Annotated in this window: 23 protein-coding genes, 2 pseudogenes and 1 riboswitch; of the genes and pseudogenes, 19 read left to right on the top strand and 6 right to left on the bottom strand. The window is 41.5% G+C overall.

The features are described from left to right. Window positions 1-121: 121 nt before the first annotated feature. Complete coding sequence (locus ACDG22_RS09955; RefSeq protein WP_004289226.1) at window positions 122-451, bottom strand: site-specific integrase; 330 nt, start codon at window positions 449-451, stop codon at window positions 122-124. Window positions 452-497: 46 nt separating this feature from the next. Further along, window positions 498-1,391: a phage integrase SAM-like domain-containing protein gene (locus tag ACDG22_RS09950; RefSeq protein WP_004289225.1), complete on the bottom strand. Its 894-nt coding sequence runs from the start codon at window positions 1,389-1,391 to the stop codon at window positions 498-500. A 455-nt stretch (window positions 1,392-1,846) separates the two neighbouring features. On the opposite strand from ACDG22_RS09950, the pseudogene ACDG22_RS09945 reads away from it, so the two are divergent. The 7 genes and pseudogenes from ACDG22_RS09945 to ACDG22_RS09915 all read left to right on the top strand — a co-directional run. Beyond that, window positions 1,847-2,119, top strand: a pseudogene (locus tag ACDG22_RS09945) (4Fe-4S dicluster domain-containing protein); the annotation flags it as partial. Between the two features lie 7 nt (window positions 2,120-2,126). Beyond that, window positions 2,127-2,567, top strand: coding sequence for a DUF1893 domain-containing protein (locus tag ACDG22_RS09940; protein ID WP_270230497.1), 441 nt, complete (start codon window positions 2,127-2,129; stop codon window positions 2,565-2,567). Between the two features lie 2 nt (window positions 2,568-2,569). Then, entirely contained in the window at window positions 2,570-3,079 is a 510-nt protein-coding gene (locus ACDG22_RS09935; RefSeq protein WP_270230496.1) for an ECF transporter S component, read from the top strand. Window positions 3,080-3,309: 230 nt separating this feature from the next. Continuing rightward, the gene (locus ACDG22_RS09930; RefSeq protein WP_270230495.1) at window positions 3,310-4,599 is read left to right on the top strand and encodes a histidine-type phosphatase; all 1,290 of its coding nucleotides are present in this window, start codon (window positions 3,310-3,312) and stop codon (window positions 4,597-4,599) included. A 312-nt stretch (window positions 4,600-4,911) separates the two neighbouring features. Beyond that, window positions 4,912-7,566: a TonB-dependent receptor domain-containing protein gene (locus ACDG22_RS09925; RefSeq protein ID WP_007567140.1), complete on the top strand. Its 2,655-nt coding sequence runs from the start codon at window positions 4,912-4,914 to the stop codon at window positions 7,564-7,566. A 40-nt stretch (window positions 7,567-7,606) separates the two neighbouring features. Continuing rightward, window positions 7,607-9,007, top strand: coding sequence for a hypothetical protein (locus ACDG22_RS09920; protein ID WP_040311965.1), 1,401 nt, complete (start codon window positions 7,607-7,609; stop codon window positions 9,005-9,007). A gap of 158 nt (window positions 9,008-9,165) precedes the next feature. Then, a complete protein-coding gene (locus ACDG22_RS09915; RefSeq protein ID WP_007568340.1) occupies window positions 9,166-10,110 on the top strand; it encodes a metallophosphoesterase in 945 nt (314 codons plus the stop codon). Window positions 10,111-10,195: 85 nt separating this feature from the next. Here ACDG22_RS09915 and ACDG22_RS09910 read toward each other — a convergent pair whose 3' ends face one another. Further along, window positions 10,196-11,953 (bottom strand): 1-deoxy-D-xylulose-5-phosphate synthase, encoded by a 1,758-nt coding sequence (locus ACDG22_RS09910; RefSeq protein ID WP_270668966.1) that lies wholly within the window; start codon window positions 11,951-11,953, stop codon window positions 10,196-10,198. Window positions 11,954-12,166: 213 nt separating this feature from the next. Beyond that, a riboswitch (TPP riboswitch) is annotated at window positions 12,167-12,261 on the top strand. Between the two features lie 64 nt (window positions 12,262-12,325). Here ACDG22_RS09910 and thiS point away from each other — a divergent pair. The 12 genes and pseudogenes from thiS (at window position 12,326) to ACDG22_RS09850 (ending at window position 22,757) form a co-directional block, all read left to right on the top strand. Beyond that, on the top strand, window positions 12,326-12,526 hold the full coding sequence (gene thiS, locus ACDG22_RS09905; RefSeq protein ID WP_022124993.1) for a sulfur carrier protein ThiS: 201 nt from the start codon (window positions 12,326-12,328) through the stop codon (window positions 12,524-12,526). 4 nt (window positions 12,527-12,530) lie between these two features. Continuing rightward, complete coding sequence (locus tag ACDG22_RS09900; RefSeq protein WP_007568335.1) at window positions 12,531-13,163, top strand: thiamine phosphate synthase; 633 nt, start codon at window positions 12,531-12,533, stop codon at window positions 13,161-13,163. A 42-nt stretch (window positions 13,164-13,205) separates the two neighbouring features. After that, window positions 13,206-13,982 carry a thiazole synthase gene (locus ACDG22_RS09895; protein WP_270230493.1) on the top strand — a complete coding sequence of 259 codons (777 nt, stop codon included), beginning with the start codon at window positions 13,206-13,208 and terminating at the stop codon, window positions 13,980-13,982. A gap of 10 nt (window positions 13,983-13,992) precedes the next feature. Then, a complete protein-coding gene (gene thiC / locus ACDG22_RS09890; RefSeq protein WP_118484923.1) occupies window positions 13,993-15,687 on the top strand; it encodes a phosphomethylpyrimidine synthase ThiC in 1,695 nt (564 codons plus the stop codon). 82 nt (window positions 15,688-15,769) lie between these two features. Beyond that, a complete protein-coding gene (gene thiH / locus ACDG22_RS09885) occupies window positions 15,770-16,921 on the top strand; it encodes a 2-iminoacetate synthase ThiH (RefSeq protein WP_007568329.1) in 1,152 nt (383 codons plus the stop codon). A 161-nt stretch (window positions 16,922-17,082) separates the two neighbouring features. Further along, complete coding sequence (locus tag ACDG22_RS09880) at window positions 17,083-17,796, top strand: HesA/MoeB/ThiF family protein (protein ID WP_007568327.1); 714 nt, start codon at window positions 17,083-17,085, stop codon at window positions 17,794-17,796. A gap of 56 nt (window positions 17,797-17,852) precedes the next feature. Next, window positions 17,853-18,461, top strand: coding sequence for a thiamine phosphate synthase (locus tag ACDG22_RS09875; RefSeq protein ID WP_007568325.1), 609 nt, complete (start codon window positions 17,853-17,855; stop codon window positions 18,459-18,461). 83 nt (window positions 18,462-18,544) lie between these two features. After that, window positions 18,545-19,483, top strand: coding sequence for a ribose-phosphate pyrophosphokinase (locus tag ACDG22_RS09870; RefSeq protein WP_022124998.1), 939 nt, complete (start codon window positions 18,545-18,547; stop codon window positions 19,481-19,483). A gap of 93 nt (window positions 19,484-19,576) precedes the next feature. After that, on the top strand, window positions 19,577-21,229 hold the full coding sequence (locus tag ACDG22_RS09865) for a B12-binding domain-containing radical SAM protein (protein ID WP_270230492.1): 1,653 nt from the start codon (window positions 19,577-19,579) through the stop codon (window positions 21,227-21,229). Window positions 21,230-21,273: 44 nt separating this feature from the next. Next, window positions 21,274-22,224, top strand: coding sequence for an NAD(P)H-dependent flavin oxidoreductase (locus ACDG22_RS09860; RefSeq protein WP_270230491.1), 951 nt, complete (start codon window positions 21,274-21,276; stop codon window positions 22,222-22,224). 24 nt (window positions 22,225-22,248) lie between these two features. Continuing rightward, window positions 22,249-22,383 (top strand): annotated as a pseudogene (locus ACDG22_RS09855) (SDR family NAD(P)-dependent oxidoreductase); the annotation flags it as partial. A gap of 152 nt (window positions 22,384-22,535) precedes the next feature. Continuing rightward, window positions 22,536-22,757 (top strand): hypothetical protein, encoded by a 222-nt coding sequence (locus ACDG22_RS09850; protein WP_040311963.1) that lies wholly within the window; start codon window positions 22,536-22,538, stop codon window positions 22,755-22,757. 366 nt (window positions 22,758-23,123) lie between these two features. Here ACDG22_RS09850 and ACDG22_RS09845 read toward each other — a convergent pair whose 3' ends face one another. From ACDG22_RS09845 to ACDG22_RS09835, 3 genes are read right to left on the bottom strand one after another with little or no spacing between them, the layout of a single operon-like run. After that, window positions 23,124-23,510: a hypothetical protein gene (locus ACDG22_RS09845; protein WP_007567926.1), complete on the bottom strand. Its 387-nt coding sequence runs from the start codon at window positions 23,508-23,510 to the stop codon at window positions 23,124-23,126. Between the two features lie 48 nt (window positions 23,511-23,558). After that, window positions 23,559-23,978, bottom strand: coding sequence for a hypothetical protein (locus ACDG22_RS09840; protein WP_007567923.1), 420 nt, complete (start codon window positions 23,976-23,978; stop codon window positions 23,559-23,561). 12 nt (window positions 23,979-23,990) lie between these two features. Beyond that, on the bottom strand, window positions 23,991-25,367 hold the full coding sequence (locus ACDG22_RS09835; protein WP_270230490.1) for a hypothetical protein: 1,377 nt from the start codon (window positions 25,365-25,367) through the stop codon (window positions 23,991-23,993). Window positions 25,368-25,372: the final 5 nt, after the last annotated feature.

Below are 25,372 nucleotides of genomic sequence, written 5' to 3'. Positions count from 1 at the left end.
TCCTATAAATTTATGGAAAACAAGTAAGGGAATGGAAGTTCCGTTGCCGCATGGATGCAGGTGAAGGACCTTCTCTTTTAACGTTGGATACGCCAATGCACGCCAACGGAAGACTCTGATATTATCTGTTTGGAAAGGATATAGGATGTGCGTTACTTTGTCGCATATTCAGAATCTTAAAAAGAATTTTAGTATGGAACTGACAATTATTGAAACAAGCGCGTATTAGGAGTTGAGAAAGCTGGTCAGCACGCTGGTCGTACAGATGGGCGACTTCCAGAAAAAGATTGCCCCGCCTGCGCCGGACAAGTGAATGGATGCGCAGGACGTATGTGATGGACTTATGCCCAAACACTTTCTGAAGAGTTTCCAGCAGCATCCCCTTGAGTATGGCCAGAACGGCAAATGCGTGGCGTCCGATGTGCGGGGTGACCTCGCCCCGGAGTTGCATTTCCTGCCTATGATTCCAAGACTGAGCCGCATGGCATTGTATTCACCTACCGGAAAGACACATTCGGGGAGTCTTTCTTTTCATCCGTACCCCTATATTTTTCAATCAGTTCGATAGCAATGGGCAATAATTTTACGACATACGCCACTCCCGTTTTTATACGGTTGCCCATCAGCCATGTACCGCCGTCGGAGTCGGTATGGATATTATCGTATGTTATGGCTTTCAAGTCCACATAGGAAAGACCGGTGAAGCACATGAACAGGAACATGTCGCGCATGGCACGCTGGCGTTTGTATCTCGGTTCTATATGGATTATCCTTTGCAGTTCCTCTTCGGAAAGGAAAGAACGCCTCTTGTATTCGGGCATACACTCGAATGATGCGAACGGATGAACCCGTATCCAGCCTTTTTCCTGCGCGATATACATCAGCCACTTCAAGGTATTGACACGCCCGAAGACAGTGGAGTTTGCCAAAGCGCATGTACCGAGCATCCAGTTGTAGTAATCCTCGATGAATGATTTCTCAAGTTCTTCGATGACAATATCCTCTGCATTCTTCTTGCTTTTCATGAAAAGCAGGAGACTCTTGTAATCGGCAACCAGACCGCAGTAGGTGCTTTCGGCTTTCTCTATGCCGATTTTCTTTTTATACGGTTCCAGCTGTTCCCTGAAAAGGTTCATAAGGGTGTGGCATTCCTCTGAGAAGCCGACATAGCGGTTATAGACTTTCTTGGCTGTAACAAAACTGTCGTGGTCGCAGATGTACTGGTAGTGCCTGGTGATTTGCGCCTTGATATTGTCAAGCTCCTGATTGAGTGTACGGGCCTCCTCGGACTTGCCTTTGGCCCGGTTGGTTTTGACGTCCCACAAAGCGAGGGACACTTCTTTCTTACAACTGAAACCGGCTTGGGTTCCATTGATGGTGATACGGCCCATAATCGGTGTCTTTCCGTTTTTTACAGACTGTTTATTCTCAAAACACTTAGCTATACATGGTCTGCGATAAGCTAAGAGAGATTCCCCTTACACAAAAGCATGGCATCTCCTTGTCGTATCTCGCCTTTATACTTTTATGTATAGTAGTCTACCGGATCGAATGAACAAGACCTATCCCATACATAAACCAATTTAGACTGCTATGTTATTTTTGAGGAAGAAGATGGAATGAGACCAGATACCCTCTTTAAGGCTGACTGTAAGTCGATTAAATGTAGAAAAAGATTGCTTTTGTCACAAGTAAAGTGTATATTTGCATTGAAAGAATCGTTCTTTGACAGAGGCAAAAGAAAACAGAATATTGTAATTCGCTCGTTTCTAAATCGTTACCTGATATTAATTAAACAGAAATAACTGTTTAATTTTCAATTAGATAGAGATTGTATGATGTTTCGCCGTATGGGATTGATATACCGGGCATCCTTGTACACTACAACAAATGCGTAAACGAAGGATATATGCCTAAAAGCAGACAAGACGAGAATTATGCCAAAGCACGACGTGCTTTTCTGGTTGGTTACGACCGAAGCGTTCCCAAATTACGTCAGGCAAGCCATTGCATCGGATGTGGGCAATGCAACCCTCATTGTCCACAATCAATCGATATACCGAAGGAGTTGCACCGGATAGACCGATATGTAGAACAACTCAAACAGGAAACACTCTAAGTATAGTATGAAACGCCTCATTGAGTTATTACATTCGGAAGGTTGCTCATGTGTAATAGAAAGCCAAGGTGAAATCAGGGCATTCAGACAGCGTGGAGTTGCTGATTTATACGGCTTGTACCAAAACGAAAGAGATTTTATTCAGAACGCTCAGTTGGCTGATAAAGTTATAGGAAAAGGAGCTGCTGCACTCATCGCATTGGGAAAGATGAAAGAAGTATATGCCGATATCATCAGCACTCCGGCTCTTTCCCTGTTACAGGCAGCAGGTATCAAAACCTCGTTCGGAAAAGAAGTGCCATTTATCATCAATCGTGCCCAGACAGGAAGATGTCCGCTGGAATCACTTTGTGCAGAACTAGACACGGCAGAAGAAATCTATCCGATAATAGAAAAATTTGTAGCACAAATTAAGAACTACCAACAATCTAGAAAAATAAAAACATAATTATGGAATCGACTGTAAAACTTTACTCATTAAACTATAGCGAAACACGGACATATCTTACTGCATTGATTTTTGTAGCTGGAAATGTAGTTTTGCCTCAACTGTTCCACCTCTTTCCATCAGGAGGAACAACATGGCTTCCTATTTACTTCTTTACTCTCATCGGAGCCTACAAATACGGATGGAAAGCCGGACTGCTCACAGCTATAGCCTCTCCCCTCGTCAATTCCTGGCTGTTCGGGATGCCTGCTCCTGCCGTTCTTCCTGCCATTTTAATGAAATCTCTCCTTCTTGCTGCTGGAGCCGGATATGTGGCACACCGCAGTAAACATGTTTCTGTGCTTCTCTTGCTGGCAGTAGTTGCCTTTTATCAGCTGACAGGTACATTGGAAGAATGGGCTTTAAGTGGAAGTCTGCATACTGCACTTCAGGATTTCCGAATCGGATTACCTGGTATGGCACTTCAGGTCTTCGGAGGATATTTCTTTATCAAATATCTGATATATAAATAAACAGGCGTATAGCAGATCATCCAAGAGAACATTAACTATACAACATCCATTTAATTATATAAGGCCGTTTCAAACAAGCAGTTCAGTTGTTTGAAACGGCTTTCTTTATGTTACATCCATATTACACATTTGTTTCATTTATCCCCGACTAAACAATCTTACTATAACATAAGCATAACTATGTACAGAAAGCCTCTATTTTTGCACGCTGAACAAAAACGAAAAGACAAATGAAACAAACAGTTATTTCTATGCTACTTGCTGGAATCGTATCTCTGCCAGCAATTGCCCAAAGTGCATTCGAGGAAATAAATGCCAATCCGGCACTTTCCGCAGGCAAGTATTATGCCTACCAGGCACCAGAGGCAAAACTTACCCCAGTTCCTGAGGGATATACTCCATTCTATATTTCCACATTTGCACGTCACGGTTCACGATATCTCACAAAGAAAAAGAAATACGATAGCCCGTTGAGTATATTAAAGGAAGCAGCACGCCAACATAAACTCACCACCGACGGACAGCGTGCCTTGAACATAATCGAAAAGCTGGCTGAAGAAGCAGCAGGCAGATATGGCGAACTGACCCCTAAAGGGGCACAGCAACATAAAGATTTAATCCGCCGTATGTATACAAACTACCCGCAAGTATTCACTGACGGAACACATGTCGATGCACGTTCTACTTACAAAACCCGTGCCTTCCTGTCGATGGCAGCTGCTTGTGTCGAATTAAAAGGATTAAATCCCCGGTTAGCAATCACAACCGATGTCAGCGAACATGATGCCTATTACATAAAATATAAAAATCCGACATACGAAGAAGCACATCTAGCTAATGCCGACAGTGTATATCAGGCTGCCGACAGTGTATACATTCACCCGGAACGCCTGATGAAACAATTGTTCATCAATGCAGATATCGTAAAAGACTCCAGACAGCTCATGGCCGACTTATTTGAGCTTCACGGTATCAGCCAGAGCAGTTACCATCAGGAAGACTTATCTTTCCTGTTTACCTCACAAGAACGTTACGACCTCTGGCAGAGAAACAACTTCGAATGGTATTATGAGAAAGGAGCTTCTCCACTAAGTGGCTCATGCATGTATAAGCTGGAACGTAACCTGTTGCGCAACTTTATAGAAACAGCTGATACAGTTATCAGTTCGAAGAAAAACTGTGTGACCTTGCGTTACGGACATGATACTAACCTGGCTCCGCTTGCAGCTCTGATGGGGATTGACAAACTGTCTTTCGCAACTGCCGACTGGCAGAAAATAGCCGATACCTACCGAACCTACCGTATCATTCCGATGTGCGGAAACATCCAGCTCATCTTCTTTCATAAGCTTGACAACGATGATATTCTGGTTAAACTACTACTCAACGAACATGAAGTCACACTTCCACTACCTACCGATACAGCTCCCTATTATCACTGGAAGGATGTCAGAAATTACTGGCAAAAAATAGTTGATGCAATAGAGCTTCCTGCTGTTGACAGTAATACAACCGACTAGTCAGCAACATTATACTGAAGCTTTTAAACGACATACTTGGATCGTAAAAAAAGAAGCTCTTCTTTTTTTATTTTTTGTACAATATTTCAATAAAAGATGCTGAAGTTTTCAATAAAAGATGCTGAAGTTTTCAATAAAACATGCTGAAGTTTTTCTGAAGACTTCAGCATCTTTTTATTTCGATCAGCTCATATCGTATCCTATAAGATAAGTAACATACATTTCCGGCCTTTGTATTACATTTGAAACATCTTCGAAACTACCATGAAAAACACAAAGAATACATTTGCAGCGTCAAAATAAAAAAACATAATGAAATCAAGTTTGGTATTAAGTCTGCTACTTCTTGCAACTGCAAATATAAATGCAAGAGATATAAAAGGTAAAGTAAAGGATGCACAAACCGGAGAAGAGATAATAGGAGCTTCTATTCTTATAAAGGAAGAACCGGGAAAAGGTGCTGTTTCAGGTATGGATGGAAGTTTTAACCTGTCGGTTGCGCGTCCTAAATATACACTAGTCTGCTCTTACGTCGGCTACAAGAAATGCGAGGTAGAGATTGGGAATAAGGATACAGAAATAGTCATTCCGCTAAAAAGTGATGATGTAGTGCTAGAAGGTGTCACGGTTATAGCCAATAATCCGGGACGGACAGAAGCTGGTGCCCGTGGCATCGAACGCGCTGCGATGAATGTGGTAAACGTAATGAGTGCTAAAGCTATAGAGCTTTCTCCGGATATCACAGTGGCAAATGTTATTCAGCGAATGTCTGGAGTAACAATCGAACGAAACAGCAGCGGCGAAGGGCAGTATGCCATTTTACGAGGAATGGACAAGCGCTATAATTATACATTGATAAACGGGGTAAAAATTCCTAGCCCAGATAATAAAAACCGTTTTGTCCCGTTAGACATCTTCCCGTCAGAAATGCTGGACCGTCTGGAAGTTACCAAATCACTGACCGCCAACATGGAAGGCGACGGTATCGGAGGTGCAGTCAACCTGATTATGAAGGATGCTCCTTCAGAAAGACAATTTACAGTAAACTTGTCTACAGGTTACAACGCCATGTATTTCGACCGCGATTTTCAATCGTTCAATCACGGAGCAATCGTAAAACAATCACCTTACGAACAAATGGGCAAGCCCGAAGACAACCGGGTAACAATGGATAATTTCACCACCGATAATTTACGGATGACATGGAAAAAGCCATTGCCCGACTTGACAGCCGGATTGTCTTACGGCGACCGCTTCTTCGATGATAAATTGGGTGTTATGCTTGCCGGCAGTTTTCTGAATACTTACCGAGGAAAAGAAAGCGAACTATATTATCAGCCGGGAACAACCCACGACGGTATTGAATATCGTAATTATTCTTCACAGCAAACACGCATCGGAGCACACGCTAAACTGGACTACCACATCAATGCCAACCATAAGTTGACATGGTACAATGGATACATGGATATGCGTGAAGCAGAAGTACGCGACGGGCATGATGACAAAGAAGGTTCTGTACGAATGAAATGGAACCGTCAGTATATCGTCAACTCTACCCTGAAAGGTGAACATGCTTTTCTGGATGACGGAGCTCTGCGCCTGAACTGGTCGGCTGTTATTTCAAAAGCATACAGCGAAACTCCAGACAATGCAGAAATATTCATGCAAGGTAGCCACGTACGAACATCAGAAGCGGCCAGACGCCGGTGGGAACACAACTCCGACAATGATAAGTCTGGATATGTTGACTTGATGTATAAACTGAAACTGGACGGAGGTTCTATATTCGACTTCTCTGTAGGAGGTATGTACCGCGATAAAAAACGTGACAGTTTCTTCAATGAATATAAATTCAATTCGGCTACAGGAGTGGAAGATCCTCAATATCAAGGTGAGGACTGGAATAACTATGATGAAATTCTGTTTACTGCACAAAAATATGGCAACATCAGTGACCCGTTAAACTACGACGCTTCCGAAAAAATAGGTGCTGCCTACGGAATGGCTAAATATACCTATCTCAACTGGGAGTTTATCGCCGGAGTACGTGTTGAACATACAAATCAGGGATATGTTTTGGAATTTCCAACAGAAAACGCAGATCCGGAAGGAAATCAGAAATATACAGATGTACTTCCCAGCTTTCATGTAAAATATGGAGTACATAAAAACGCCAACCTCCGCTTCTCGTATGCACGTTCTATAAACCGCCCAAGCTTCTTTGAGATTGTACCTTACAGCATTATCAATGAAGACTACAAGGAAAAAGGTAATCCGGATTTGAAACATACAGTGGCCGACAACATCGACCTGCGATATGAATTCTTCCCTAAATCATCCGAGCAGTTCATGGTAGGTATGTTCTACAAAAGATTGCAGAACCCGATAGAATACGGTTTGCTGAATGAAGGTCAAGATACATACTACAAACCGATGAACTTCGGTAATGCTACCAACTTGGGAGTTGAAGTAGATATAATGAAGTACTTCAACTGGTTCGGAATCAAAGCCAACTATACCTATACTCACTCTTCTATTACTACCGACAAGCGTATCATGGAAGGCAATGATGTGAAGAGTGTATCACAGACACGTCCGCTATTCGGACAGGCAGCTCATGTAGCCAATTTATCATTACTCTTCAAGAGTACCAAATATGGCTGGGAAAGCCAGCTCGCCGGAAGCTATACCGGAAAACGTCTAAGCGATATTTCCAACTGGTATAATGATGATATCTGGGAAGACGGCTACATACAACTGGATGCTTCTGTTGAAAAAAGCTTTAAAAACGGTATCAGTATTTTTGCTAAAGCATCCAATCTGCTGGATACTCCGTTGCTGAGATTTATACAGAATGGTCCTCATACGGAAAGTGTAAATTCTGAACGCAAAGACGGAAATGTAATTGAACGCAAGGAATGGCACGGACAGTCATTCATGCTGGGAATCAGATACAAACTATAATCAATTATAAATTAGACACTAATAACAATTTTTTTACAAGATGAAACTGAAAAATTATTTGCTGGCTGGTACAGCCTTAGTAGCATTATCTTTTATGGCTGCTTGCTCTGAAGATGAAACTATTCAAAACGAGAACAATACTGAAAATCCTGGAGGCAACGATGGTGGTGATGAAACAAACGAAGACGTCATCATATGGCCTGGTGATACAATAGCTAATCTGACTAACCATTACACTGTTCCTGAAGGGAAAACTCTGATTATTAAAGCTGGTGCAAAGGTTATTGTAAGCACTGCTGGTGTAGGAGCCAACCATGCCCCAATCGAATTTACAGTAAAAGGAAATTTGTATTGTGAAGGTACAGCCGAAAAACCTGTTTTATTCTCTGTTCCTGAAGATGAACGTACTGAAGAAAATGCTTTGGCAGGTCTGTGGGGAGGTATTGTTGCAACTTCTACCTGTGGAGAAATGCTGATCGATCATACTATCATCGAATATACAGGTGGTCAGGTTATTGAAGGTTCTCCTGCTGCTAGTGCTGGTATCTATACTGCCGGTGATGATGCTTATCCACAAATTACAACCAATAACATCAACGGCCGCTATGTTATCACAAACTCTGTTTTGCGTAACGGATGGTCAGACGGTATCTACCTGATGGGAGGAAATGCCATTATTGCCAACAACATTTTTGCTGCCAACGGATATGACGGAGCTGAAGCAGTAAATGTAAAAGCAGGCTGTGTAGTCGATGTAGCAGGCAATGTAATGTTCAGCCCGAATACCAACGGTTTGAAATTATCTAGCTCAGGCCAGAGTGAAGATCGTGGAATGGCAAAAATACAGGCATACAACAATACAATCATCAATGCCGGATGGCGTCGTGACGGAGAAAAAGGCGGATGTGTTTATGTAGAAAAAAATGCTTTTGCAAACGTATTCAACAACCTGATGGTAAACTGTAAGTTCAGAGCCATGACTCCTAGCTACGATCTTCCAAACAATCCGGATGAAGGATATTGCAGCGAATCTGTTATTGATTACAACTATTATGCTTCTGGTACTCAGAAAAGTAATGTTGTCTTTGAAGATGAATCAGGCGTAGCATATTCATGGGAAGGATATGCTTATGCACACAAAAACTATTACGAAGGCGTAGTAGACGCAAACAGTATCATCACAAAAACAGCATCAGACTGTGCTACCAACGATCCGAAATTTGTCAACTTCCCAATCAACGACGTAGCTTTGACAGATTACATCTATCAGGACGCATGGGATTTCCACGTACAGGCAGGATCTCCGGTTCTGGCAGGTGCTTATGACGGAACAGATACCAAAATGGCTCCTTACTTCGGTACCGAAGGATTGCAGGTAAACGGACAAACCTATACTTCTCCAAAAGTAGAAGCTCGTTTCGGTGCCTATGGAACTAAATAAACATTTCTAATTTCTAGAAACTTTGTCAAAGAAAGGTTCGGACTGCACATCGGTTTCGAACCTTTTCTTTTTCAAAAAAAATAATTTATCTCATTAGAAAATTCATATTTTTTTCAGATTCAGTATCGAACTTTGCACTGAACAAAAAACAAACTATTATGATTTCAATTAAAAAAACATTTATCACACTATGTGTTGCATTGGCCGCAATAAGCGGATTTGCCCAGAACACAACCGAATGGACAAAACTAGAAAAACCTATCAATTTTATCTTAGCAAATGACCTGGGACGAAATGGCTATTATGACCAGAAGCCAATCGCTGAACTGATGGGTAAAATGGCTGAGAATGTAGACATCGAATTTGTAGTAGCTGCTGGAGATGTTCACCATTTCGAAGGTGTACGCAGCACAACTGATCCTTTGTGGATGACCAATTATGAGCTGATCTATAGTCACCCCGATTTGATGATTCCCTGGTATCCTGTTTTGGGAAACCACGAATATCGTGGCAATACACAGGCGGTTATCGACTATAGCAATGTAAGTGCACGCTGGAGAATGCCCGACCGCTACTATACACGTGTAGAAGAAAATGACGGAGTAACAGTTCGCATGGTCATGATTGATACAGCGCCACTGCTCGACAAATACAGAAAGGATACAGAAAAATATCCTGACGCATGCAAACAAAACATGGATAAACAACTGGCATGGCTCGACTCTGTACTCACTACAGCAAAAGAAGACTGGGTACTGGTAATTGGACATCATCCCATCTATGCAGATACAGACAAGAGTGAATCAGAGCGTACCGACTTGCAAAAACGTCTGGATACAATTCTGCGCAAACATAAAAATGCAGACATGTATTTATGTGGACACATTCATAATTTCCAGCACGTACGCAAGGCCGGCAGCAACATCGACTATGTAGTAAATACCTCCGGTTCACTCAGCCGTGACGTAAAGCCTGTCGACGGAACAAAATTCTGTAGCAGTGAAACAGGATTTTCTCTGATAACAGCCGACAAGAAGGTACTTAACCTGCATATGATTAATAAAGACGGTAAAGTGATTTATACAGTTACACGAAACAAATAATAACGCGTAAGCACTTCATAAAAAAGACTATAGCAGCATTATACAGTGTCCTGCTATAGTCTTTTCTGTTTATAATCTGATCTGATTACCAATATTTACGTATATCTTCCACAATCTGCACATCTGTCAGTCTGTTTGCTTTTAATAATTCTTCTGTGATATAACGGTCGGCAAATTCTTTACGTACTCCGTAATTCAAGACCTTCACATCCGAACTTCCATAAAAACGGGCAATCTTTTCACCAAAACCTCCATCCAGTTCACCGTCTTCCAATGTCACGACTAATGAATGTGAGCGTTTCAATTCTTCCAGCATCTCAACATCCAGTCCTGTAATATAGCGAGGGTTTATCAAGGTAGCTTCTACTCCACATTCTTCTTTCAAAAGCTTTGCAACCGACTCTCCTAATCCATAAAAGGCTCCTAAACCAAGGATTGCCACCTTTTCTCCTTTTTGTACTAACTTATAGCGATTCAAGTCGCTATAATCTGTATCGAAATCCAGATTGCCAGATACAACAGAAGCACCCGGAACACGAATAGCAACTGGATGCTCATGCTGATGAATAGACCATTTCAACATAGCGAAGTACTCCTCTTTACAAGTAGGAGCCAGATAAACCATATTAGGAATATTGCATATCAACGGGATGTCGAAGAAACCGAGATGAGTTTCATCGTTCATACCAGCTATTGTTCCCATAAAGACAACAATCGTAGCCGGATTGTTATTGATACACAGGTCTTGAGACAACTGATCGTAAGAACGTTGTATAAATGAGCTATAAACTCCATATACAGGCTTTCCACCACCTGCAGCAATTCCTGACGCCAATGCTACGGCATGTTCTTCGGCTATACCAACATCAACAAACTGCTTTCCTGCCTGCATACGGCGATCAGAATTGAAACCCATGACAGAAGGAGTACCTGAAGTTATGGCAACAATGCTACGGTCTTTCTTCATTTCTTCCAGAAGGAATTCTCCAGTCAGTTCGGAATAATCTTCTTCACCTGAGAAATCGTACTTAGGATTACCTGTTTTCAAGTCGAAAGGCATTCCCCAGTGCCATTGTTCCTTGTGGGTTTCTGCCGGCAGATAACCCTTACCTTTCAAGGTATGAATATGAACGACTACCGGACGAGGTGTATCCTTTACGCTACTAAATGCCGTAATGAGCGAAGCAATATCATTTCCGTCCTTCACATATAAATAGTCAAGACCCAATGAGCGGAAAAAATTGCAAGATGCCTTACCTTCTGTTTCACGCAGCAAACGCAAGTTCTGGTACAATCCGCCATGATTTTCGGCAATAGACATCTCGTTGTCATTGACTACAATAATCATATTGGTTCCATTCTCACCGGCATTACTCAAACCTTCATAGGCCTCTCCTCCACTCAAAGAGCCATCGCCAATCACTGCAATAATATTTTCATTACCTCCCTTCAAGTCGCGTGCCTTTACCAGTCCGCAAGCCAGACTGACAGAAGTCGAAGTATGTCCGATAGTAAAAAAGTCGTGTTCACTTTCCTGTGGATTGGTATAACCGGATACCTTATCGTAATCTGCTGCATTCAAAAAGGCACCTTTTCTACCTGTCAGAATTTTATGGGTATAACTTTGGTGCGACACATCATAAACAATCTTATCGTGTGGTGAACTAAATACATAATGCAGGGCAATAGTAGCCTCTACCATTCCTAAATTGGGTCCGATATGTCCACCATGCTCACTTAATTTATGCAGTAAAGCCTGACGTATCTCGCCGGCCAATATTTCCATTTGTTCAACCGACAATATCTTTACATCGGCAGGAGAATCAATTTTTTCAATATACATAATTCAAACATTTTTATTACGATGCAAAAATAAAAGTTCTCCCCCAATTAGTTCATAACCTATTTACTGGAAATATAACCTCAATTACAGATAAAGAAACTTTCTTTTTCTACCCGATAAATTATCACTTTATAGGTGACACCCGAAAAAATAAAAGAAAAACAAAGTGAAAATTATCAAGATATACAGCAAAAAGTGTATCTTTGCCCACAAGTAAAAACAAAGGGGTGCCCTCCGGACGGGCTGAGATCATACCCTAAGCACCTGATGCGGTTAGTACCGCCGAAGGGATTGTTATTCGTATCCATCATATATCTTCTCCGATTCTCGGGACAGCTCTTTGTTATTACTTTCACTAAAAATATCATTATCATGAAAGTACAAGTCAACAACAAAGAGGTAGAACTTACCACAGGAAATACCATCTCTGCTTTAGCGGCACAACTGGATTTACCTCCACAAGGAGTAGCCATAGCATTGAACAACCGTATGATTCCCCGTAGTCAATGGGCAGAACAAGAAATACAAAACGGAGATAGTCTGGTTATCATAAAAGCTGCATGCGGAGGATAAAGAAATGGAACTGCAATTCATCACACATTTTACAGACCAATATTCTTATTATGATTCGGCACGTATGGCACTTGAAGGAGGTTGCCGTTGGATTCAGCTGCGCATGAAAGACGCAACTCCCGATGAAATCCGTCCGGAAGCTGTCCGTATACAGGCTTTATGCCGGGAATATGGTGCGACCTTCATCATCGACGATCATGTAGAATTAGTAAAAGAGCTGCATGCCGACGGAGTTCATTTAGGGAAAAAAGATATGCCCATAGCCGAAGCACGTCAGATTTTAGGTAAAGATTTTATTATCGGAGGAACGGCCAACACCTTCGAGGATGTACAGATGCATTATCAGGCAGGAGCAGATTATATCGGCTGCGGTCCGTTCCGCTTTACTACGACCAAGAAGAATTTAAGTCCGATTCTTGGACTGGAAGGGTATAAAGCAATCGTATCGCAGATGAAGACAGCCGGAATCAATTTGCCCATTGTAGCCATTGGAGGAATTACCTACGATGATATTCCCTCAATCATGCAAACCGGAGTTACAGGTATTGCGCTGAGCGGAACAATTCTTCGGGCAGAGAATCCGGTAGTCGAAACGCACCGCATATTAGAAGCTATTCAGAACTCCAAACAGCTTTAATCAAAGAAAAGGATTACAAAAAACTCAAAAACAAAATATACAATGGAAAAACTTATCATTGCCGGAAAAGAATTTAACTCCAGACTGTTTCTGGGAACCGGCAAATTCAATTCAAACCAGCTCATGGAAGATGCTATCCTGGCATCAGAGACTGAAATGGTAACCGTAGCCATGAAACGTATCGAACTTGACAATAAGGAAGACGACATGTTACGTCATATTATTCATCCGCACATCCAGCTATTACCTAATACATCAGGAGTACGTACTGCCGAAGAAGCCGTATTTGCTGCACAAATGGCACGTGAGGCTTTTGGAACTAACTGGCTGAAACTGGAAATACACCCAGACCCACGTTATCTGTTGCCAGATTCAACTGAAACCCTGAAGGCTACAGAAGAATTGGTTAAACTGGGATTCGTTGTATTACCTTATTGCCAGGCTGACCCGACTTTATGTAAACGCCTGGAAGAGGCCGGTGCGGCAACTGTCATGCCACTCGCAGCTCCTATCGGAACAAACAAGGGATTGCAGACACGCGACTTCCTGCGTATCATTATCGAACAAAGTAATGTACCTGTTGTTGTCGATGCTGGAATCGGCGCTCCAAGTCATGCTGCTGAAGCTATGGAAATGGGTGCTGCTGCTTGTCTGGTAAATACAGCTATCGCCGTAGCAGGAAATCCTGTAGAAATGGCTAAAGCCTTCAAGGAGGCTGTCATCGCCGGAAGACGTGCTTACGAAGCAGGTCTGGGTATTCAAGCTGAAAACTTAGTTGCATCAGCTTCTTCTCCGTTAACTGCATTTTTAAACGAATAACTACACGTTCATGAATAAAGAAAAAGATAAAAAGGCATATGCACATGCCGAAAAAGCTTATATGCAAGGAACACTTTTTCCTTTCATAAAAGTAGGGATGCAAAAAGTGAATCTTACTCCAACTGTCACTATTGTCAATGGAGAAAAGGTCATGACTCCTAATGCCCCTGTTTATGTTTACGATACAAGTGGACCTTTCAGTGATCCCAATATTAAAATCGATCTTAAGAAGGGACTTCCCCGTATGCGCGAAAACTGGATTGTAGAACGTGGCGATGTAGAACAGCTGCCTTCTATCACTTCAGAATACGGTAAGATGCGACGCGACGATCATTCGCTCGACCATCTGCGTTTCGAACATATTGCCTTGCCTTACCGTGCCAAAGCCGGAAAATGCTGTACACAGATGTATTATGCCAAACAAGGTATTGTTACTCCGGAAATGGAATATGTAGCTATCCGAGAGAACATGAACTGTAAAGAGTTGGGTATTGATACGTATATCACTCCTGAATTCGTTCGTGATGAGATTGCGGCCGGACGTGCTGTATTGCCGGCAAACATCAATCATCCGGAATCGGAGCCAATGATCATCGGACGTAACTTCCTGGTAAAAATCAATACCAACATCGGCAACTCGGCTACAACTTCCAGCATTGATGAAGAAGTAGACAAAGCTGTATGGAGCTGCAAATGGGGAGGTGATACACTGATGGACCTTTCTACCGGCGACAACATACATGAAACTCGTGAATGGATTGTACGCAACTGTCCGGTTCCGGTAGGTACAGTGCCTATCTATCAGGCTTTGGAAAAGGTTAACGGTAAAGTAGAAGACTTGACTTGGGAGATTTACCGTGATACACTAATTGAACAATGTGAACAAGGAGTAGACTATTTCACTATCCATGCCGGAATACGCCGCCACAATGTTCATCTTGCCGACAAACGTCTGTGTGGTATTGTATCACGCGGAGGTAGTATCATGAGCAAATGGTGTCTGGTACACGACCAGGAGTCATTCCTTTACGAACATTTTGACGATATTTGTGATATACTTGCTCAATACGACGTAGCTGTATCATTGGGCGACGGTCTGCGTCCGGGATGTATTGCCGACGCAAACGACGAAGCACAGTTTGCAGAACTTGATACAATGGGCGAACTGGTTGTACGCGCATGGGCTAAGAATGTACAGGCATTTATTGAAGGTCCGGGACACGTACCTTTGCACAAAATCAAGGAAAACATGGAACGCCAGATCAGTCATTGTCACAATGCGCCGTTCTACACTCTTGGTCCTTTGGTTACTGATATTGCTCCGGGATACGACCACATCACCTCTGCTATCGGAGCCGCTCAAATCGGCTGGTTGGGTACAGCCATGTTGTGCTACGTTACTCCGAAAGAACATCTGGGATTGCCTAACCGTGAAGATGTACGTACAGGAGTTATCACTTACAAGATAGCAGCACATGCAGCCGACCTTGCCAAAGGTCATCCGGGTGCACAAATACGAGATAATGCCTTAAGCAAGGCCCGCTACGAATTCCGTTGGCGCGACCAGTTCCACCTGAGTCTCGATCCGGACCGTGCACTGGAATACTTTAACGAAGGTCGCCATACTGACGGCGAATACTGTACAATGTGCGGACCGAACTTCTGTGCAATGAAGTTGTCACGCGATCTTTCAAACTTGAAATAATAACCTATCAATCATGCATTTCCGTCGTTTATCCAGAATGGCGGAAATACATAAAAGAATTTGAAAACTATCCATAAATATCATGTTTAGTGACGAATTAGAAAAAATAAATTGGGAAGAAACAACCAAAGCCATCTACTCAAAGACTGAAGCCGATGTGTTGCGCGCATTAGGAAAATCACATTGCGACGTAGACGACTTTATGGCACTGATTTCACCCGCCGCCGAGAAATTTCTCGAACCAATGGCACGCCTGAGTCGCAAATACACAGAAGAACGATTCGGCAAAACTATTTCAATGTTTATTCCTCTGTATATTACCAATTCATGTACGAACTCATGCGTGTACTGCGGATTTCATATCAGTAACCCGATGGCACGTACCATTCTTACTCCGGAAGAAATAGAAAACGAATACCGGGCAATCAAAAAACTCGGTCCATTCGAAAATCTGTTGATTGTAACAGGAGAAAATCCTGCCAAGGCCGGAGTTCCTTATATAGCTAAAGCACTTGATTTGGCAAAACCATATTTCTCGAATCTGAAGATAGAGGTTATGCCACTTAAGACAGAAGAGTATGCCGAATTGGTAAACCACGGTCTGAACGGAGTGATCTGTTTTCAGGAAACATATAATAAGGCACGCTATAATATTTATCATCCGCGTGGCATGAAATCGAAATTCGAATGGCGTGTAAATGGTTTCGACCGTATGGGACAGGCTGGCGTTCATTCTATCGGTATGGGAGTTCTGATCGGCTTGGAAGACTGGCGTACAGATGTAACAATGATGGCTTATCACCTGCGCTACCTGCAAAAACATTACTGGAAAACCAAATACAGCGTAAACTTTCCACGCATGCGCCCGGCTGAAAACGAAGGTTTCCAACCGAACGTAATCATGAGCGACAAAGAGCTGGCTCAGGTGACATTTGCCATGCGTATATTCGATCATGACGTAGATATATCTTACTCTACCCGTGAGCCGGCTAATATCCGTGATCACATGGCTACACTTGGAGTAACAACGATGAGTGCCGAGAGTAAGACAGAACCGGGAGGTTACTATACTTACCCACAAGCGCTGGAACAGTTCCATGTAAGCGATGAGCGTACAGCGGTAGAAGTAGAAAAAGCATTAAAAGCCATCGGACGTGAACCCGTATGGAAAGATTGGGATGCTTCATTCGACCACATGTCAAAACAGCTTCACACCTCTGCCGTACAGAAGTAAAAACAAAAAATAACATATTCCGGAGAATATCAATACCTTTTCAGAAACACATCTGATTTTCCGAAAAAGTAATGATATCCTTCCGGAAAACTTTATTTATACATACAAAATTCCCCAAATACATTTCATCTTTTCAGACAATTTCTTTTCATAATATCCCCATGCAACTGACAGAAAAAGAAAAAGAGAGATATAATCGCCAGATTCAACTCGACGAGATTGGAGAAAAAGGACAGACATTGCTCCGACAAGCGAAAGTCCTGATAGTAGGTGTAGGTGGTCTGGGCTCACCTATTGCTATATACCTTTGCGGTGCAGGAGTAGGAACCATCGGACTAGTAGATGATGATAAGGTAAGTGAAACAAACTTACAGCGCCAAATTCTCTACAATGAAACCGAGATAGGAAAGCCCAAAGCACTTTGCGCAAAAGAACGCTTGCAGAAACTGAACAGCAATATTTGCATTGAGGCCTATCCTACTCGTCTTACTAAAGAAAATGCTCAAGAAATAATCAGCAGATACGATATTGTAGTTGACGGATGCGACAATTTCCAAACGCGTTACCTTATAAACGACACATGCTTATTATTAAATAAGGTATATGTATATGGTGCTATCCGTGCCTTCGACGGTCAAGTATCCGTTTTTAACTACCAGGGAGGAAAAAACTACCGCGACCTCTTCCCCGACGAGGAAGAAATGCTGTCCATGCCTGCTCCTCCCAAAGGGGTATTAGGAGTTACTCCCGGCTTAGTCGGCTGCACACAAGCCAACGAGGTTTTAAAGATAATTTCAGGATATGGCGAAGTTTTAAGTGACAAATTGTGGCACATCGACCTCAAAACAATGGTTACGCACACGATTTTGCTCTAAACAATTAGGAATATTACAAACATGTTACTACCTTTGTGCCACAATTACGTTGTCACATGAAACTTATATTGATAACCAGACCCACATATTTCGTAGAAGAAGATAAAATTATAACTACACTCTTCGACGAAGGATTAGATTATCTTCATCTGCGCAAACCCGACACAGCTCCGGTTTATGCAGAACGTCTGCTTACTCTTATCCCGGAAAAATACCGGAAGCGTATCGTAGTACATGGACATTTCTATTTGAAAGAAGAATATAATCTCAAAGGTATTCACCTGAATCATCGCAACCCTATTGCTCCCGATAATTACACTGGGCAAATAAGTACCTCCTGCCATTCATTGGAAGAAGTAAAAGAAAAGAAAAACAACTTCGATTATGTCTTTCTCAGCCCTGTATTCGACAGCATTTCAAAACAGGGATATGCAGCAGAATATACACCGGAACAAATCCGTCAGGCAGCTAAAGACGGTATAATCGACAAACGCGTCATAGCACTTGGAGGCATTGATGAAGACAATATCCTGCAAGTAAAAGATTATGGCTTTGGAGGAGCTGCTATTTTAGGTGGACTTTGGAATAAATTCGACCTTGACCACGATTATAATTATCAGAATCTTATTGAGCATTTCAGGAAATTGAAACGACTTGCTGATTAAAGTTTTTTCATTTCATTTGCCATGCTTGGAGAAATGCCGTAACTTTGCGCCAAAAATATTAGGCAATATATCAAAATATTACAATGAGCGAAACATCATCATTCAAAGTGTTCTCGGGTACAAACTCGAGATACCTTGCAGAAAAAATCTGTAACAGTTTAGGATGCCCACTGGGTAACATGAACATTACTCATTTCGCCGACGGCGAATTTGCAGTATCTTACGAAGAATCTATTCGCGGACAGCACGTATTCCTCGTACAGTCAACTTTCCCGAATTCAGACAACTTAATGGAGCTTTTGCTGATGATTGATGCAGCAAAACGTGCTTCAGCTAAAAGTATCATTGCCGTAATTCCGTATTTCGGATGGGCACGTCAGGACCGCAAAGACAAACCACGTGTATCTATCGGTGCAAAACTGGTAGCTAATTTGTTGAGCGTTGCCGGTATTGACCGTCTGATAACAATGGATTTGCACGCAGATCAGATTCAGGGATTCTTTGACATTCCGGTAGACCACCTTTATGGTTCTACTATTTTTGCTCCTTACATCCAGTCTTTGAATCTGGAAAACCTTGTCATTGCAACTCCTGACGTTGGTGGCTCTAAACGTGCCAGCACTTATGCTAAATATTTGGATGTACCTTTGGTGTTGTGCCATAAGACACGTGAAAAAGCAAACGTAGTTGCTTCTATGCAAATCATCGGTGACGTTAAAGATAAAAACGTTATCCTGATTGACGATATGGTAGATACTGCCGGTACTATTACTAAAGCAGCTGATATCATGAAAGAAGCCGGTGCAACTTCAGTTCGTGCTATTGCTTCTCACTGCGTAATGTCAGGTCCAGCTTCTGAACGTGTTCAGAATTCACAACTGGAAGAAATTGTATTTACTGATAGTATTCCTTATTCAAACCGTTGTGCTAAGGTTAAACAGCTTTCTATCGCTGATATGTTTGCTGAAACAATCCGCCGCGTGATGACTAACGAATCTATTAGCTCACAGTACCTGCTGTAATCAAAATTTTTTACTATAATTAATGTCATCCTGAGCGTTTCTGTCTATATAGAAGACGTTTAGGATGGCATTTCTTTTATACATTCATATTCTATGAAGATAGTCTGGCTCGACTTAAACAGTTCCTATGCACATTCTTCTCTGGCATTACCTGCGCTACAGGCACAGATTGCTGATAATAAATCGATAGAATGGGACATTGTATCTGCAACCATCAACGAGAATCCGGGAATGATTGCCGGAGAAATATATCGCCGTAAACCAGATATTATTGCTGCTACCTGCTGGCTTTTCAACCATGAAATACTGCTCCATGTGCTCTCACGCGCCAAAGCATTATTGCCCGACTGTTGCATTGCTTTGGGAGGTCCGGAATTTCTAGGAGAAAACCAAACTTTCTTAAGACGTAATACATTCGTCGATTGTGTTTTCAGAGGAGAAGGAGAAGAAGTGGTAAGCCAGTGGCTGACATGCTGGAACCAGCCTGATGCCTGGAAGGACATCACCGGATTATGCTACATAGACGCTAAAGATGATACATACCATGACAACGGTATAGCCCGCGTACTCGATTTCGATCAGCTGGTTCCCCCCGAAACCAGTCCTTTTTTCAACTGGAGCAAACCCTTTGTACAACTGGAAACGACACGCGGATGTTTCAATACCTGTGCGTTCTGCGTAAGTGGAGGAGAAAAGCCGGTCCGCACCCTTCCGTTGGAAACAATCCGAGAACGCATCATTCTCATCCACCAGCATGGCATTCGCAACATACGTGTACTAGACCGTACTTTCAACTACAACAACCGACATGCAAAGGCATTGCTCAGTCTGTTCCAAGAATTTCCAGATATCCGCTTCCATTTGGAAATACATCCGGCTCTACTGTCCGACGAGCTGAAAGAAGAACTGACGCATATGCCCGACAACTTGCTTCATCTGGAAGCCGGCATACAGAGTCTTCGTGAAGAAGTTCTGACAACCAGCCGACGTATGGGCAAATTGTCCGATGCTCTAGAAGGATTGAAATTCCTCTGTTCATTGAGCAATATGGAAACACATGCCGATCTGATAGCCGGACTTCCTCTTTACCGTCTGGAAGAAATATTCGAAGATGTACGTACGTTAGCTTCTTACCGTGCAGGAGAAATACAGCTCGAATCATTAAAGTTACTGCCAGGCACAGAAATGAGACGCAGAGCTGCCGAACTAGGCATCAAATATTCTCCATTTCCTCCTTATGAGGTATTGGAAACCAGAGAGATCAGTCCGGAAGAGTTACAGACGGCACACTTGTTGTCACGCTTGCTTGACGGATTCTACAATACCCCCGTATGGCAGCACATCACACGACGGCTAATTGTAGAACAGCCAGACTTTCTGCATCGCTTTCTCGAACATCTGATTGCACTTGGAGTAGCCGACCAGCCCATGAGTCAGGAACGTAGGGGAATCATTCTGTATGAGTTTTGCAAGCAATCCTACCCTTCTTATGAAACGGCAGCAACTTTGGCATGGATAGAAGCAGGAATGTCACTCAAGAAACAGCCGGCAGCCCGTATCCGTACCAAGCATGTCACACCTCCTGACAGCTGGAATATCGTATATGGAGAATATCACGATCATCTGAAGCTATGTCTGCTTCCCGCCAGTGAGAACGAACCGCTCAACTACTGGTTCGGATTCGAAACAGAAACTCAGCAACCTCGTCCGGTATTTAAGGCTACAAGCCAGAAGAAGGAACTTTGAGAAAAGCTCAGAAAATCATATCTTTGCAAAAAGCAGAACAGACTATGAACAGAATATGTCATCTTTTCGGAATAAAATATCCCATCATTCAAGGTGGAATGGTATGGTGCAGCGGCTGGCGACTGGCATCGGCAGTAAGTAATGCAGGAGGACTGGGACTGTTAGGAGCAGGCTCTATGCATCCTGAAACCTTACACGAGCATATACGCAAATGTAAAGCAGCCACCGACAAACCGTTCGGAGTAAACGTTCCATTGATGTATCCGGAAATAGAAACCCTGATGCAAATTATAGCCGAAGAAGAAGTGAAGATTGTCTTCACCTCCGCCGGAAATCCGAAGATATGGACCGAATGGCTGCACAACAAAGGGATTATCGTAGCTCATGTAGTATCTTCCACACGCTTCGCAGCAAAATGTGAAGAGGCTGGAGTAGACGCTATTGTAGCCGAAGGGTTCGAAGCAGGAGGACATAACGGAAAAGAAGAAACTACAACCCTGTGTCTTATCCCGGCAGTCAGGAAAAGTTGTACACTCCCACTAATTGCAGCTGGGGGAATAGCTACCGGTGAAGGTATTCTGGCCGCAAGAAGTCTAGGAGCCGATGGAGTACAGATAGGCACACGTTTTGCGTTGACTGAAGAAAGTTCTGCCAGTTTCGCGTTCAAAGACCGCTGTCTGCGACTGAATGAGGGAGATACAATACTTACGTTAAAACAGCTTTCTCCTACCCGACTAGTGAAAAATGATTTCTACAAACACATTGAAGAAGCTGAAAAACGCGGAGCTTCCGTCGATGAACTGCGTGAGCTGTTAGGACGCGGACGTGCCAAACTAGGTATTTTCGAAGGAGATTTATTCGAGGGAGAACTGGAAATTGGTCAGGCGGCATCAATGATTAAGCATCTGCAACCAGTCAGTGAAGTTATGAAAGAACTGGTAGAGGATTACAACACTGCACTCCGCCGGATACAAGATGAATTAAATTGGAATTAAATAAACTGATAATCACATTTCATTATGGCAGATAATTATCTGGAACGGCAGCGAGAACAATATGAAGCTCGAAAAGCCGCATGGGAAAAAGCTAAAAAATTAGGAAAGAAAAAAATAAAACCAGCCGTTAAATCTCAAAGTCAGTCTACTAATAAACCCTGATTACAACTGAAAGTTTTCTTCTGTTTCATTCGAACGGGTATAGCAGCTTATTAATGCAAATCAGGAGTTAGCTCTCTGATTCGCATTAGTTACTTATCTTTGGATAAGGTAGAATGCGGTTCTGCGATTACAACATAAATATGACAACAATGGGAAAAGAAGCAAATCTAAATGAACTTAGGATTTCTAATGAGGAATATGAGGCTCTAACGAAGTGCCAGCCTGAAGTAAGATATCAGTATACGCTTAAAAGAATTGCTGATACTGAAACAATGTGGTCAATAGTTGGAGATAAAAACTCCTTTGCGATTCAGCCTTTTGGAAAAGAACGACTACTTCCGACAATGAGAGAAAGTCAAAAGTCGATATAAACAATATCATAAATACAGAATAAATTAAAACTGATGTAATAATAACCTTTAAAGTTATAACTGATATTTTTCGTAACATATATGTAAACCTTTTAATATAAGGCCATATCTTAACTCATTCTTTAAGAATTTATCAAGATATGACCATATTAGTTAATTCTTACTAGAGTGAATATGATTCTTAATTTTATCCCAAAATTTAAAATCCGAGTCTATCGGGGAACGGTGTATATAATTAAATTCAATAGGTTAGGCTGCAATGTGTGTCAAGGCGAAGAATAGAATGGTTACCTACTCTCTATTAAAATTGGCGCACCATCCGTAGTGGGTGATGCGCCTTTTTTATCAATCGCAATAGTAGAAATACTATAGTCCAAAAAACATCTTATATTCGTTCTCGATTTCACCCATACTCATATATGGGAAATCACACAACGTATCAAGAAGGTCTAACGCCTGCTGCTCCCCTTCGTTAATAGGTCCATCACATGTGCACATATATACAAAGAATGTTTTAATCATGCGTTTTTTTGCGATTGAAATATTCTTAATCTGACTATATGCACTAACTGGGTTGTGAAAATAGTTCTGAAAAAGTTGATATGCGGTTTGTGTAGGCTTGATTGCTCGTTGTACAAATTGAACGAACTTCATTTCTTCAGGAGTCGGTTCTTGACCATATCCATCAGCTTCAGTTATGGAGGCAGTACCTAACATAATTACCGCTTTCTCTTGTTCTGTAAATGTTATCATAATTATTTGATTGTTAAAATTATAACCTGAATTGTTTCGGTATTAGAATTAAGGCTGAATGTCAAGGTATTCTATATCAATGCCTCTATCCAGCATGTGAAGAACACACTTAGCTACCATGCGGTTAACAAGATGTAGTGTTATGGAATAATCACTAAAATCTACCGTTTTAATACCCATCATGGTAAGTGCGACTCCTTTTAGTTCAATTTTGTTCGTTGTATCTGATACTAATGTCATCAATTTGGGCTGCATCATCTCTTGATAATTTCCCATTGCATCGCGTACATCTGTATTAATCATTCGCACCAAAAAACCTTCGGTTGGGGTTACTGGTGCACCTTTCGTTAATTCTCTAAAATCAGAGTTTTTGATAATTAGGGCTCTACCGCAATGCTGCATCCCCATGACAGGCACTCCACGCTCATAACGTTGATGCCGTTTTGATATTAATGTTAGATCTTGCATAATTGTTATTTATTAGTTTTTGAAACCATTAATTATATCATAATTTGTTCCAACCAACAAAAGAAGATGGTGCATCGCACCTGAATAATTAGCGTCCCAAATACCGACAACACAGGGAATATTAAAAAAAAGACCAGATTTAGATACATCTCGATATAATTCATACAAGTTGATACCTAAGACAGAAATAGATTTCATGGACTTATCTTGTCTTATAGTGATTCGAATAAAAAGAATGGCTGTTGATATTATTTTATTATATTCATGATGCAAATGGAATTTTGGAAATAGGCTTATATTGTCTGTTGAAATCACAATCTCTCCATTATCTAATTGTCTTTGATTACAGTTAGCCTCGCAAACTCCAATCTCCTCCAATAATCTATCATAGGTAATAGATGTTCTTTTGTATGGAGGTTGAATATATCCATATTTATCATATGGTTCAATTTGGAAGAAACGTTCTAAACATTTTATATTTTCAAATCCGTTTTCTTCTTGAATACGACAGTTATGAGCAGAATCAAGCTCTTTCAAAAAAACTGATAATCCTACCAATGAGTCCTGCTTTACTATATTATATTGAAGCATTTTGGTTGCAAAACCTAAAAATTGCTGTTCTCCTAATGATACAGCATCTCTAAGGCTAGCGTCCATTGAGTCACTTGTCACACCAACAACAGTTTGATTCTGCTGCATCATTAACGCATTTTTGTGATATTCTAGTTTGTATGAAGTTTCAATCGGACAACTTTTAAATGCTTCAAACATACCATAGCAATAACTATATTGAGCATACGAACCAAGATTGTTGTCCATTAGAATTGCGGTCATTTCTGCTCGAAATATATCAAAGAGTCTTGCATAACTTGAATATATTTCTGCGTCCCAAAGTACGTTTTCATCTTTATGATAATATATGTAAGAAACAAGACCTTCTACCGCCAGTTTAAGTAAAGAGTATTTATAGTCACTAGGAAACCTAAGTAGGAACATCTTGTCTAAAAGGACTAAAACAGACATACAAAAACCATAGCATTCATACCTGTTGTTCTCAATTATACGACGATATAAATTGCTTTCAACAAGGGAACAGAATAAAGAAAATCTAGATAGTATCTTATTTTGAACAAGGTCTGTTTCGTATAAGACCCAACTTAAATACATACTAGAGAACCACTGCCCATTTTCTATAGTTCTGTTTACAAGGTTCCAAACTTGTTCAGTATCATAAAGATATGTTTGAACATAGTCTGCTTTTGAACCTCGATCTCGCATTATAGCACATGTTTTATACTCATTAGAATAACGAGTTTTTACCAGAGGATCAAGGAATAAAAGATAATCTTCTGACTGTTTGTACAATAATGTTTGATAAATATTTATCATCTTTA

Source organism: Phocaeicola coprocola (assembly GCF_041333015.1).
GTDB lineage: Bacteria > Bacteroidota > Bacteroidia > Bacteroidales > Bacteroidaceae > Phocaeicola > Phocaeicola coprocola.
The sequence above is the reverse complement of the archived record's forward strand: the minus strand, read 5'-3'. Positions and strand labels throughout refer to the sequence as shown.

Coding starts and splice junctions, on each gene's coding strand:
- ACDG22_RS09955 (WP_004289226.1), bottom strand. CDS start 451: ATGCAACTCCGGGGCGAGGTCACCCCGCACATCGGACGCCACGCATTT.
- ACDG22_RS09950 (WP_004289225.1), bottom strand. CDS start 1,391: ATGGGCCGTATCACCATCAATGGAACCCAAGCCGGTTTCAGTTGTAAG.
- ACDG22_RS09940 (WP_270230497.1), top strand. CDS start 2,127: ATGAAACGCCTCATTGAGTTATTACATTCGGAAGGTTGCTCATGTGTA.
- ACDG22_RS09935 (WP_270230496.1), top strand. CDS start 2,570: ATGGAATCGACTGTAAAACTTTACTCATTAAACTATAGCGAAACACGG.
- ACDG22_RS09930 (WP_270230495.1), top strand. CDS start 3,310: ATGAAACAAACAGTTATTTCTATGCTACTTGCTGGAATCGTATCTCTG.
- ACDG22_RS09925 (WP_007567140.1), top strand. CDS start 4,912: ATGAAATCAAGTTTGGTATTAAGTCTGCTACTTCTTGCAACTGCAAAT.
- ACDG22_RS09920 (WP_040311965.1), top strand. CDS start 7,607: ATGAAACTGAAAAATTATTTGCTGGCTGGTACAGCCTTAGTAGCATTA.
- ACDG22_RS09915 (WP_007568340.1), top strand. CDS start 9,166: ATGATTTCAATTAAAAAAACATTTATCACACTATGTGTTGCATTGGCC.
- ACDG22_RS09910 (WP_270668966.1), bottom strand. CDS start 11,953: ATGTATATTGAAAAAATTGATTCTCCTGCCGATGTAAAGATATTGTCG.
- thiS (WP_022124993.1), top strand. CDS start 12,326: ATGAAAGTACAAGTCAACAACAAAGAGGTAGAACTTACCACAGGAAAT.
- ACDG22_RS09900 (WP_007568335.1), top strand. CDS start 12,531: ATGGAACTGCAATTCATCACACATTTTACAGACCAATATTCTTATTAT.
- ACDG22_RS09895 (WP_270230493.1), top strand. CDS start 13,206: ATGGAAAAACTTATCATTGCCGGAAAAGAATTTAACTCCAGACTGTTT.
- thiC (WP_118484923.1), top strand. CDS start 13,993: ATGAATAAAGAAAAAGATAAAAAGGCATATGCACATGCCGAAAAAGCT.
- thiH (WP_007568329.1), top strand. CDS start 15,770: ATGTTTAGTGACGAATTAGAAAAAATAAATTGGGAAGAAACAACCAAA.
- ACDG22_RS09880 (WP_007568327.1), top strand. CDS start 17,083: ATGCAACTGACAGAAAAAGAAAAAGAGAGATATAATCGCCAGATTCAA.
- ACDG22_RS09875 (WP_007568325.1), top strand. CDS start 17,853: ATGAAACTTATATTGATAACCAGACCCACATATTTCGTAGAAGAAGAT.
- ACDG22_RS09870 (WP_022124998.1), top strand. CDS start 18,545: ATGAGCGAAACATCATCATTCAAAGTGTTCTCGGGTACAAACTCGAGA.
- ACDG22_RS09865 (WP_270230492.1), top strand. CDS start 19,577: ATGAAGATAGTCTGGCTCGACTTAAACAGTTCCTATGCACATTCTTCT.
- ACDG22_RS09860 (WP_270230491.1), top strand. CDS start 21,274: ATGAACAGAATATGTCATCTTTTCGGAATAAAATATCCCATCATTCAA.
- ACDG22_RS09850 (WP_040311963.1), top strand. CDS start 22,536: ATGGGAAAAGAAGCAAATCTAAATGAACTTAGGATTTCTAATGAGGAA.
- ACDG22_RS09845 (WP_007567926.1), bottom strand. CDS start 23,510: ATGATAACATTTACAGAACAAGAGAAAGCGGTAATTATGTTAGGTACT.
- ACDG22_RS09840 (WP_007567923.1), bottom strand. CDS start 23,978: ATGCAAGATCTAACATTAATATCAAAACGGCATCAACGTTATGAGCGT.
- ACDG22_RS09835 (WP_270230490.1), bottom strand. CDS start 25,367: ATGATAAATATTTATCAAACATTATTGTACAAACAGTCAGAAGATTAT.